The 11,349-nt window shown below is 46.5% G+C and carries 6 protein-coding genes, 1 tRNA gene, 2 rRNA genes and 1 other annotated feature (1 of these 10 running past the window's edge); of the genes, 1 reads left to right on the forward strand and 8 read right to left on the reverse strand.

From position 1 onward, the window contains the following. Positions 1-13 precede the first annotated feature (13 nt). The 6 genes from NYE23_RS21095 to guaB form a co-directional block, all read right to left on the reverse strand. Positions 14-106 (reverse strand) — tRNA-Ser (locus tag NYE23_RS21095). A gap of 98 nt (positions 107-204) precedes the next feature. Continuing rightward, complete coding sequence (gene serS / locus NYE23_RS21100) at positions 205-1,482, reverse strand: serine--tRNA ligase (protein WP_341080488.1); 1,278 nt, start codon at positions 1,480-1,482, stop codon at positions 205-207. A gap of 54 nt (positions 1,483-1,536) precedes the next feature. After that, positions 1,537-1,760 (reverse strand) — a binding site (T-box leader). Positions 1,761-1,821: 61 nt separating this feature from the next. Further along, positions 1,822-2,409 carry a pyridoxal 5'-phosphate synthase glutaminase subunit PdxT gene (gene pdxT / locus NYE23_RS21105; RefSeq protein WP_035333471.1) on the reverse strand — a complete coding sequence of 196 codons (588 nt, stop codon included), beginning with the start codon at positions 2,407-2,409 and terminating at the stop codon, positions 1,822-1,824. Between the two features lie 12 nt (positions 2,410-2,421). Further along, positions 2,422-3,303 carry a pyridoxal 5'-phosphate synthase lyase subunit PdxS gene (gene pdxS / locus NYE23_RS21110; protein ID WP_009336764.1) on the reverse strand — a complete coding sequence of 294 codons (882 nt, stop codon included), beginning with the start codon at positions 3,301-3,303 and terminating at the stop codon, positions 2,422-2,424. A gap of 162 nt (positions 3,304-3,465) precedes the next feature. Further along, positions 3,466-4,770: a D-alanyl-D-alanine carboxypeptidase family protein gene (locus tag NYE23_RS21115; RefSeq protein WP_227889149.1), complete on the reverse strand. Its 1,305-nt coding sequence runs from the start codon at positions 4,768-4,770 to the stop codon at positions 3,466-3,468. A 537-nt stretch (positions 4,771-5,307) separates the two neighbouring features. Continuing rightward, positions 5,308-6,771 (reverse strand): IMP dehydrogenase, encoded by a 1,464-nt coding sequence (gene guaB / locus NYE23_RS21120; protein ID WP_341080491.1) that lies wholly within the window; start codon positions 6,769-6,771, stop codon positions 5,308-5,310. A gap of 112 nt (positions 6,772-6,883) precedes the next feature. Between guaB and NYE23_RS21125 the strand changes: the two genes are divergently transcribed. Further along, positions 6,884-7,843 carry a YaaC family protein gene (locus tag NYE23_RS21125; RefSeq protein ID WP_341080493.1) on the forward strand — a complete coding sequence of 320 codons (960 nt, stop codon included), beginning with the start codon at positions 6,884-6,886 and terminating at the stop codon, positions 7,841-7,843. A gap of 553 nt (positions 7,844-8,396) precedes the next feature. Here the strand turns inward: NYE23_RS21125 and rrf are convergent. Together rrf and NYE23_RS21135 are read right to left on the reverse strand one after the other, a co-directional pair. Next, positions 8,397-8,513, reverse strand: a 5S ribosomal RNA gene (rrf, locus tag NYE23_RS21130). A gap of 80 nt (positions 8,514-8,593) precedes the next feature. Beyond that, a 23S ribosomal RNA gene (locus tag NYE23_RS21135) occupies positions 8,594-11,349 on the reverse strand; it runs 180 nt beyond the window's last position.

The following is an 11,349-nucleotide window of genomic DNA, read 5'->3' on the forward strand; positions in this document are numbered from 1 at the left end:
GATGTCAATAAAATGGAGGAGGAAAGGGGATTCGAACCCCTGCGCGGTTTGACCCGCCTGTCGGTTTTCAAGACCGATCCCTTCAGCCGGACTTGGGTATTCCTCCGCATCGACAAGAAATACTATATCATCTCTTTAATAAGATGTCAACATTATTTTGTAAAAAAATTAGAGCGGATAATAAATCCGCTCCGAATTTTCTCATTAAGGCTTAATAACTTCCCGATTGCCCATATATGGACGAAGTACTTCCGGAATAATAACACTTCCGTCAGCCTGCTGATAATTTTCCAGAATGGCTGCCACCGTGCGGCCGATCGCAAGGCCGGATCCATTCAGTGTGTGCACATGCTCCGGCTTGCCTTTTGCCTCGCGGCGGAAGCGGATATTTGCACGTCTTGCCTGGAATCCTTCGAAGTTACTGCAAGAAGAGATTTCTCTGTACGTGTTATAGCTTGGGATCCAAACCTCGATATCGTATTTCTTCGCAGCTGTGAATCCAAGATCGCCTGTGCACATGCTCATCACACGGTATGGCAGGCCAAGCAGCTGAAGGACTTTTTCTGCGTGGCCAGTCAGCTTTTCAAGCTCGTCATAAGACTCTTCAGGCTTCACAAACTTCACAAGCTCTACCTTATTGAATTGATGCTGGCGGATCAGCCCGCGAGTATCACGGCCGGCAGACCCTGCTTCAGAACGGAAGCATGCACTGAAGGCTGCATAGTTAATCGGAAGCTCATCTGCATTCAGAATTTCTTCTCTGTGCATATTGGTGACAGGCACCTCGGCAGTTGGGATCAGGAAGTAATCCTCGCTTTCAATCAGGAAAGCATCTTCTTCAAATTTCGGAAGCTGTCCTGTTCCTGTCATGCTTGCACGGTTGACCATGTACGGAGGAAGAACTTCCTTATAGCCATGCTCGTCTGTGTGCAAATCAAGCATGAAGTTGAAAAGCGCACGCTCAAGGCGGGCTCCAAGGCCCTTGTAGAATACAAAGCGGCTGCCTGTTACTTTGCTGGCACGCTCGAAATCAAGCAGGTCAAGATCTGTTGCTACATCCCAGTGCGGCTTTGGTTCGAAATCAAATTCACGGACATCTCCCCATTTGCGGATTTCCACATTATCGTCTTCTGTTTCACCGACAGGCACGCTTTCATGGGGAATGTTTGGGATGCTCAGCAGCAACTGGTCCAATTCTTCCTCGACCGTACGGAGCTCCTCATCCAATGCTTTAATTTTGTCGCCGACTTCTCTCATTTCTGCGATTAAATGGTCTGCATCCTGCTTTTCGCGCTTCAAAGCTGCAACCTGCTGTGATACTTCATTCCTTTTGCTCTTCAGCTGTTCTGCTTCTACAATCAATTCACGTCTCTTTACATCCAGATCCTCGAATTTCCCCAGATCTGTTAAATCCTCGCCGCGGTGCTGAAGCTTGTTTTTCACTTCTTCAAAATTAGCTCTCAAAAATTTAATGTCCAGCATTTTTTTATTCCCTCCTGAAAAATAATTTAGAACACAAAAAACTCCCGTCCCCAAAAAAGGGACGAGAGTTACCCGCGTTGCCACCCTAGTTGAAAGCATAAGCTTTCCACCTTAAATCCATAACGGTTTTAACCGAAAGCATTTACTTTCCCGGACCATACCGGGTGTTCCATGCTTTGCTCGAGGATGGATTCACAGGGTTTATTCACCGGTTCGCACCAGCCACCGGCTCTCTACAGAACAAAGTTCCTGTTACTAGTTCCTCTCATTGCTTTTAAGCTATAAGAATTTTGTAATTCATAATGTACTACAATTATGGTCCATTTGCAACCAAAATATTCAAATTGCTAATTGCTTGGACTCTTTAATCATTTCAACGAAATAGCCTGTCAGGCGATGGTCATCCGTCAGTTCCGGATGGAAAGAGCATCCGAGGAATCTGCCTTCACGCGCAGCCACAATCCGGCCATTGTGCTTGGCGAGGATTTCAACATTCTCCCCCGCCTCGACAATATGCGGCGCACGAATAAAGACTGCCGCAAAGTCTTCTGCCACTCCGGCGATATCAAGATCAGCCTCAAAGCTTTCGCGCTGGCGGCCGAATGAATTTCTTTCCACCCGGACATCCATCACACCAATATGAGGCTCATCATAGCCAATAATATGGTTTGCAAGGAGAATCAGCCCGGCACATGTCCCGAACATCGGCTTTCCTGACTGGGCAAACTCCTTAAGGCTGTCCATAAAATCATACTTATCAATGAGGCGTCTCATGGTCGTGCTCTCGCCGCCAGGCAGGATCAGCCCGTCCACCTCATCAAGCTGTTCTTTGCGTTTGATGACCACAGCTTCGGCGCCGCATGCTTCTACAGATAGAACATGCTCTCTGACCGCACCCTGCAGCCCTAATACTCCAACCTTTATCATGTTCAATTCTCCTTACCAGCCGCGCTCCTGCATACGAGCTTCAGGAGCCAATGAAGAAATTTCGATTCCCTTCATCGGTGTGCCAAGTTCTTTTGAAAGTTCAGCAATTAATTTATAGTCCTGATAATGTGTAGTTGCTTCCACAATGGCACGTGCAAATTTCGCAGGGTTTTCAGATTTGAAGATACCTGATCCTACGAACACACCGTCAGCACCAAGCTCCATCATTAGAGCTGCATCTGCAGGTGTTGCAACGCCGCCTGCTGCGAAGTTTACGACTGGAAGGCGTCCAAGGCTCTTGATTTCCAAAAGAAGCTCATATGGCGCTCCCAGAAGCTTAGCTTCTGTCATTAACTCATCTTCATTCATGCCGACAACCTTGCGCACCTGTGCATTCACCTTTCGGATATGGCGCACAGCTTCAACGATGTTTCCAGTTCCAGGCTCACCCTTTGTGCGAAGCATGGAAGCACCTTCGCCAATTCGGCGTGCTGCTTCGCCTAAATCACGGCATCCGCAAACGAATGGAACAGTGTAGTCTCTTTTATTCAAATGGTATTCTTCATCAGCAGGAGTTAAAACTTCACTCTCATCTATGTAATCGACACCCATCGCTTCAAGCAAACGAGCTTCTACAATATGGCCGATACGTGCTTTTGCCATTACCGGGATTGAAACTGCACCCATTACTTCTTCCATAATACGCGGATCTGCCATACGTGCTACACCGCCGGCTGCACGGATATCAGAAGGAACACGCTCAAGTGCCATAACTGCTACTGCACCAGCTTCTTCTGCGATTTTTGCCTGCTCAGCATTAACGACGTCCATAATAACGCCGCCTTTTTGCATTTCTGCCATTCCCCGTTTAACACGATCTGTACCTGTCTTCATGTTTATCCCCCTTCGTAAATACCATCTGCTCTGGATGGGTTAAATATTATGATAAAAATAACTTTTCAAAAAAAGGAAAATAGATTACTTTACTCGGAATTTTTCCCTATTGAAAATATGCAATGAAAAAGGGCTCCTGTCAAGACAGGAAAGCCCTTTTTCTTAAAACCAACCTTTTACAGTTGAGGAAACACTTCCCCATAGGTCACCGAAGAAACCGCCGATGCTGCGCATAGTCAGCACGAACCAGTTTGCTTTTTCAACACTTTCAGCGGCTACAACATCCACCTGGATATTGCCTTTGCCCTTATCAGATAGGAATTCAAGCTTCCCGTCCTCTTTGGACTCGATCGTTAAGTAGCCGACCTTTTCTCCCTTTTTAATAGGAGCAGTCAATTCACCATTTTCATTTAATTTCTTTTTATCCAGAACAAGAACGGGCTTAAAGTTTTCCTTTTCCCCATTTCTCATCACCATTTCGATGGCATCTTTAGAAGAAATCTTCACTTTATCTTCTTTCCCTTTTGTAACAGGCACTGTTTTCTGGCCTTTCACCTGATATTTGGCAGGAACGATTTCTTCTTTCGTGAAGTTGGTGAAACCGAAATCGAACATTTTCTTGGTTTCATCGAATCTGGATTTATAAGTAGCCTGGCCATTCGCTCCTTTAGCATTCATGACAACGCTGATGTAGCGGTTGCCATCTCTCAGAGCAGTTCCTGTGAAGCAGTATCCGGCAAAGTCAGTTGTACCTGTTTTAAGGCCATCTGCGCCTTCATAGCCATATACCAGCTCAGGAAGCATCCAGTTCCAGTTTTCCATTTTAATTTCATCATCTGTACCCTCTCTGAAGGTCTTTCTAGGGGTACTTGCCGTTTCCAGCACTTCCGGGAACCGGTTAATCAATTCTTTAGCCAGAATAGCTGTATCTCTTGCTGACATTACATTTTCTTCTTCAGGGCCGCCTGCAGGAGGGGATCCCTTTAAATCGCGGTTATTCAGACCGCTGGAATTAACAAATTTATAGTCTTTCAGCCCAAGCTCTGCCGCTTTTTCGTTCATCATTTTAACAAAGTTGGTTTCTGAACCGGCAATCGTTTCTGCAATCGCAATCGTTGCACCATTCGCAGAGTAGATAGCCATAGCTTCATACAATTCACGAATATTGTATTTGCCGTCTCTTCTTAACGGGACATTCGATAAGGCACGGTCCTGTGAAACTTTCCATACATATTCACTTACTGCGTATTCCTGATCCCACTTCACTTTGCCTTTTTCAACGGCTTCAAGAAGCAGGTATTCTGTCATCATTTTCGTCATACTGGCAATACCCAGTACTTTATCCGCATTTTTTTGATATAAAATCTTTCCGGTCTCTGCATCTACTAAAATAGCAGCATCGGCATTGATATTTAAAATATCTTCCGCATGTGCTTTATGTATACCAGGTAAAAGACCTAATATCATGACCAAGGCAAGGAATCCAGCGATAAACTTACGGTACAATGTTTTCTTCAATTTTACTGCCCTCCAACGTTTTAATACACTTTTGTTATTTTATCATAACTCTGATTCAAAGAATAGATAGAGTAATTACCTATTCCTGCCTCCAATGTGGCATGATTGGCCCATTTGCTTGCACTGATATTTTCCTAGTATCCATTTTCGGGCATAAAAATAAGCAGAAGAGGTTTCCCTCTTCTGCTTTTATTTTTGGCTCTATTCGTATAAATTGCTGTTTTTCGCCAACAATGTAGTCCGTTGATTTCCGCTCCAGGCTGCTTAGCGAACCGCGGGGCGTGCGGTGAGCCTCCTCGACGCTGCGCTTCTGCGGGGTCTCACCTGTCAGCTACTCCCGCAGGACTTTGAATATGCTTCCTTGAGTAAACACCGCACGAAGAAAATGAGAATGCATTTTCGAGGATCTCTCACCTTCCTCTCCAATCAACTCAGTAAATAAAATACAAAAAGCAAGTCTTGCGAAAACAGTCTTATTTTAATGGATTATAGCGAGTAGTTTGGCGCCTCTTTTGTGATCTGCACATCATGCGGATGGCTTTCTCTCAGGCCTGCACCAGTCATTTTAATGAATTGGGCATTTTCGCGAAGCTCGTGAAGATCTTTTGTTCCGCAATAGCCCATTCCGGAACGGATACCGCCGACAAGCTGGTAAATGGTATCGGATAAAGGCCCTTTATAAGCAATGCGCCCTTCGATTCCCTCTGGAACGAACTTTTTATTATCTTCCTGGAAGTATCGGTCTTTTGAGCCTTTTTCCATGGCTGCAACAGAACCCATTCCTCTGTATACCTTGAAGCGGCGTCCCTGGAAAATTTCCGTTTCGCCCGGGCTTTCAGAAACACCGGCAAGAAGGCTGCCAAGCATAACAGCATGTCCTCCTGCTGCCAATGCTTTCACAATATCCCCTGAATATTTGATTCCGCCATCAGCAATAATGGACTTGCCATGCTTGCGTGCTTCAGTTGCACAATCATAAACCGCTGTGATCTGTGGTACCCCTACACCTGCAACAACGCGTGTTGTACAAATCGATCCAGGTCCGATTCCCACTTTTACAATATCAGCACCTGCTTCAATCAAATCCTTTGTCGCTTCCCCGGTTGCAACGTTTCCGGCAATAATGGCCAGATCCGGATAAGTATTCCTGATTTCGCGTACGGTATCAAGCACGCCTTTTGAATGTCCATGTGCTGTATCCACTACGATGACATCCACATGTGATTTCACAAGCATTTCAACACGCTTCATCGTGTCGCCGGTTACGCCAACCGCTGCACCAGCCAGCAGGCGTCCGCGCTCATCCTTTGCCGAGTTAGGAAACTCAATGACTTTTTCAATATCTTTAATGGTGATTAACCCTTTTAAAACACCTTCATCATCTACCAGCGGCAATTTTTCAATTTTATGCCTCTGAAGAATCTTCTCTGCTTCATCCAATGTGGTTCCCACCGGAGCCGTTACAAGGTTTTCCTTTGTCATCACATCAGAAATTTTTATCGAAAAGTCCTGAATGAATCGGAGGTCACGGTTTGTCAGAATGCCAACAAGCTTCAGTTCCTCAGTATTGTTGACGATAGGCACACCGGAAATCCGGTATTTGCCCATTAGATGTTCTGCGTCAAATACCTGCTGTTCTGGAGTGAGAAAGAATGGGTCCGTAATAACGCCGCTTTCTGAACGTTTTACTTTATCCACCTGATCAGCCTGCTGTTCTATGGACATATTTTTATGGATAACTCCCAAACCGCCCTGGCGCGCCATAGCGATCGCCATTTCTGCTTCAGTTACCGTATCCATTCCGGCACTGATCACTGGAATGTTGAGTGCAATCTTTTCTGTCAAATTAACTTTGAGGCTGACATCACGAGGAAGCACCTCTGATTTCGATGGAACCAGTAAAACATCATCAAAAGTTAAACCTTCTTTAGCAAACTTAGTTTCCCACATCTTTTTTGACCTCCTGGACTCGAAAATATTATTAGTAGGTTATCAATTGGACAAAATACTGTCAAGGACGGATTAATATGTTGGATTTTTCAAAAGATTCGGAGGACTCACAGTGATACATCCATTTGATTGTAAAAGCTCCTTTTTATACTTTTTTTCTGCGAACACGTCACAGGAATTTTTAAAGAAATGCTACCAAAAGCAAAACCTGGATCAGGCTGAACAAAAGAGCTATGAAAACAGTTACCCTTTTATATACTATCTAGAACACGGGCAAGTATACTATGAGCAGGCAGAGAAGGCACCATTGGTCATCAAGCCGATTCTCTTTTTTTATGGACTTGTTCACCTTGTGAAGGCTTGCATACTGACTGTGGATCCTAATTATCCGGAGACTACTTCTGTTTTGGCACACGGGGTATCTGCCCGGAAAAGAAAAAAGCAGCAATATAATTTTTTTCAGGATGAAGTGAAATTTCAAAAAAGCGGGCTTTTCCCTTATATGGGAGAAAAATTGTTTCACATGAAACATTTGGAAGGCGAAAAAACAACGATGGGAGAGTTATTTGGCCAGATTCCGGAGCTTAATGATTTGTACAGCCAGACAGAGGGCCGTACCACATTTCTCGAAGCAGAGCTGGATAAAGAAATATTCATATTGCCCAAGGTTATCCTTGATCGCTTTCATATGACCGAATCCCGTTTTGTGGAATATCTGCAGTCAAAGTCAGGCTTTAATATAAGCTTTCAGGAATCAGAGGAGTCAGCATTGAAATTCAAGATGGAAAATTTGAATACATATAATTTCAAGCCCTTACGATATAGTCCGGATGCTGGAAAATTCTTCTTCCCCCTGGCCAAAGATGAATTGATTGATTTCCCTGAACTTCTTATTCATTATCTGCTGCTGTATAACTTAAGCATGATTGCCCGCTACGAAACAGAATGGTGGAGCGAACTGATCAAAATGATGCCGAATAAAGATTATCCTTTTATTCAAACGTTTCTTCAAATTACGGCTGCAAAGGGGCCGTATTTGATTTATCAGTATTTGGCTGATAAGAAGCAGTAAGGTTATTGGTGGATTTATGCTGTCATCTTAACTCTTGTATGTGCAGTATTAGTTGTTTTGATTTTGGCGTCAGTAAGAGCCCGAGTGCGGGGATGTTTGAATCAGGTGGCTGCTGTTTTTCCAGGGAAGGAACATCATTGGCGGTTTATCTAATAGGTATGGGATGTTATCGAGCATGTTTTGGGTTTTATCTAACAGGATTTTTGATTTATCTAGCATGTTTGGTGTTTATCTTACATTTGGCACAAATCTTCTTTACGGAGAACGAAATCAACTATTGAAACAGAGGACGAAATGAGGCATGCGCATATAATTTGATTCTGGCGCAGAAATGGAGAAGTGATGCATATATGGGCCAAAGTGAAGAATAACCTGAAAAAGTGGCGCATATGTTGGCCGAAGTGAAGAATAACCTGAAAAAGTGCCGCATATGTTGGCCGAAGTGATGCATATCTGCATTTTTCTATAAAAAGAAGAGTTCAGCTAAGATGTGATGATTCAGATACCTATCATTCCACACAAAAAAGAGCACCCAACAGGTGCTCTTTCATTTGCCCGGCAGCGTCCTACTCTCACAGGGGGACAGCCCCCAACTACCATCGGCGCTGAGAAGCTTAACTTCCGTGTTCGGTATGGGAACGGGTGTGACCTTCTCGCTATCGCCACCGGACTATTTGGTTGAAGAAACTTCGTTCCCTCAAAACTAGATAATGTATGAAGAAGCATTTGCCGAGTAATTACCAATATGACTTGGTTAAGTCCTCGATCGATTAGTATCAGTCAGCTCCACATGTCGCCACGCTTCCACCTCTGACCTATCAACCTGATCATCTTTCAGGGATCTTACTAGCTTGACGCTATGGGAAATCTCATCTCGAGGGGGGCTTCATGCTTAGATGCTTTCAGCACTTATCCCTTCCGCACATAGCTACCCAGCGATGCCTTTGGCAAGACAACTGGTACACCAGCGGTGCGTCCATCCCGGTCCTCTCGTACTAAGGACAGCTCCTCTCAAATTTCCTGCGCCCACGACGGATAGGGACCGAACTGTCTCACGACGTTCTGAACCCAGCTCGCGTACCGCTTTAATGGGCGAACAGCCCAACCCTTGGGACCGACTACAGCCCCAGGATGCGATGAGCCGACATCGAGGTGCCAAACCTCCCCGTCGATGTGGACTCTTGGGGGAGATAAGCCTGTTATCCCCGGGGTAGCTTTTATCCGTTGAGCGATGGCCCTTCCATGCGGAACCACCGGATCACTAAGCCCGACTTTCGTCCCTGCTCGACTTGTAGGTCTCGCAGTCAAGCTCCCTTGTGCCTTTACACTCTGCGAATGATTTCCAACCATTCTGAGGGAACCTTTGGGCGCCTCCGTTACTTTTTAGGAGGCGACCGCCCCAGTCAAACTGCCCACCTGACACTGTCTCCCGCCCCGATCAGGGGCGCGGGTTAGAATTTCAATACAGCCAGGGTAGTATCCCACCGACGCCTCCACCGAAGCTGGCGCTCCGGCTTCTCAGGCTCCTACCTATCCTGTACAAGCTGTACCAAAATTCAATATCAGGCTACAGTAAAGCTCCACGGGGTCTTTCCGTCCTGTCGCGGGTAACCTGCATCTTCACAGGTACTATAATTTCACCGAGTCTCTCGTTGAGACAGTGCCCAGATCGTTACGCCTTTCGTGCGGGTCGGAACTTACCCGACAAGGAATTTCGCTACCTTAGGACCGTTATAGTTACGGCCGCCGTTTACTGGGGCTTCGATTCAAAGCTTCGCTTGCGCTAACCTCTCCTCTTAACCTTCCAGCACCGGGCAGGCGTCAGCCCCTATACTTCGCCTTGCGGCTTCGCAGAGACCTGTGTTTTTGCTAAACAGTCGCCTGGGCCTATTCACTGCGGCTCATCAGGGCTATTCACCCTAATGAGCACCCCTTCTCCCGAAGTTACGGGGTCATTTTGCCGAGTTCCTTAACGAGAGTTCTCTCGCTCACCTTAGGATTCTCTCCTCGCCTACCTGTGTCGGTTTGCGGTACGGGCACCTTTTCCCTCGCTAGAGGCTTTTCTTGGCAGTGTGGAATCAGGAACTTCGGTACTAAATTTCCCTCGCCGTCACAGCTCAGCCTGTGTGGTAACGGGATTTGCCTCGTTACCGGCCTAACTGCTTGGACGCGCTAATCCAGCAGCGCGCTTACCCTATCCTCCTGCGTCCCCCCATTGCTCAAACGGTAAAGAGGTGGTACAGGAATATCAACCTGTTGTCCATCGCCTACGCTTTTCAGCCTCGGCTTAGGTCCCGACTAACCCTGAGCGGACGAGCCTTCCTCAGGAAACCTTAGGCATTCGGTGGATGGGATTCTCACCCATCTTTCGCTACTCATACCGGCATTCTCACTTCTAAGCGCTCCACCAGTCCTTGCGGTCTGGCTTCAACGCCCTTAGAACGCTCTCCTACCACTGACATCGGAAGATGTCAATCCACAGCTTCGGTGATACGTTTAGCCCCGGTACATTTTCGGCGCGGAGTCACTCGACCAGTGAGCTATTACGCACTCTTTAAATGGTGGCTGCTTCTAAGCCAACATCCTGGTTGTCTAAGCAACTCCACATCCTTTTCCACTTAACGTATACTTTGGGACCTTAGCTGGTGGTCTGGGCTGTTTCCCTCTTGACTACGGATCTTATCACTCGCAGTCTGACTCCCATGGATAAGTCTTTGGCATTCGGAGTTTGTCTGAATTCGGTAACCCGATGGGGGCCCCTAGTCCAAACAGTGCTCTACCTCCAAGACTCTTACTACATGAGGCTAGCCCTAAAGCTATTTCGGAGAGAACCAGCTATCTCCAGGTTCGATTGGAATTTCTCCGCTACCCACACCTCATCCCCGCACTTTTCAACGTGCGTGGGTTCGGGCCTCCATCCAGTGTTACCTGGACTTCACCCTGGACATGGGTAGATCACCTGGTTTCGGGTCTACGACCACATACTCATTCGCCCTATTCAGACTCGCTTTCGCTGCGGCTCCGTCTTATCAACTTAACCTCGCATGTAATCGTAACTCGCCGGTTCATTCTACAAAAGGCACGCTATCACCCATTAACGGGCTCTAACTACTTGTAGGCACACGGTTTCAGGATCTCTTTCACTCCCCTTCCGGGGTGCTTTTCACCTTTCCCTCACGGTACTGGTTCACTATCGGTCACTAGGGAGTATTTAGCCTTGGGAGATGGTCCTCCCTGCTTCCGACGGGATTTCTCGTGTCCCGCCGTACTCAGGATCCACTCTGGAGGGAACGAAGTTTCAACTACAGGGCTTTTACCTTCTCTGGCCGGCCTTTCCAGACCTGTTCATTTACCTCGTTCCTTTGTAACTCCGTGTAGAGTGTCCTACAACCCCAGGAGGCAAGCCTCCTGGTTTGGGCTAATCCCGTTTCGCTCGCCGCTACTCAGGGAATCGCGTTTGCTTTCTCTTCCTCCGGGTACTTAGATGTTTCAGTTCCCCGGGTCTG

It is taken from the genome of Cytobacillus sp. FSL H8-0458 (genome assembly GCF_038002165.1).
Lineage (GTDB): Bacteria > Bacillota > Bacilli > Bacillales > Cytobacillaceae > Cytobacillus.

Excerpts from the sequence above, each read along its gene's own strand:
- serS (WP_341080488.1), bottom strand. The coding sequence starts at position 1,482 with ATGCTGGACATTAAATTTTTGAGAGCTAATTTTGAAGAAGTGAAAAAC.
- pdxT (WP_035333471.1), bottom strand. The coding sequence starts at position 2,409 with ATGATAAAGGTTGGAGTATTAGGGCTGCAGGGTGCGGTCAGAGAGCAT.
- pdxS (WP_009336764.1), bottom strand. The coding sequence starts at position 3,303 with ATGAAGACAGGTACAGATCGTGTTAAACGGGGAATGGCAGAAATGCAA.
- NYE23_RS21115 (WP_227889149.1), bottom strand. The coding sequence starts at position 4,770 with ATGATATTAGGTCTTTTACCTGGTATACATAAAGCACATGCGGAAGAT.
- guaB (WP_341080491.1), bottom strand. The coding sequence starts at position 6,771 with ATGTGGGAAACTAAGTTTGCTAAAGAAGGTTTAACTTTTGATGATGTT.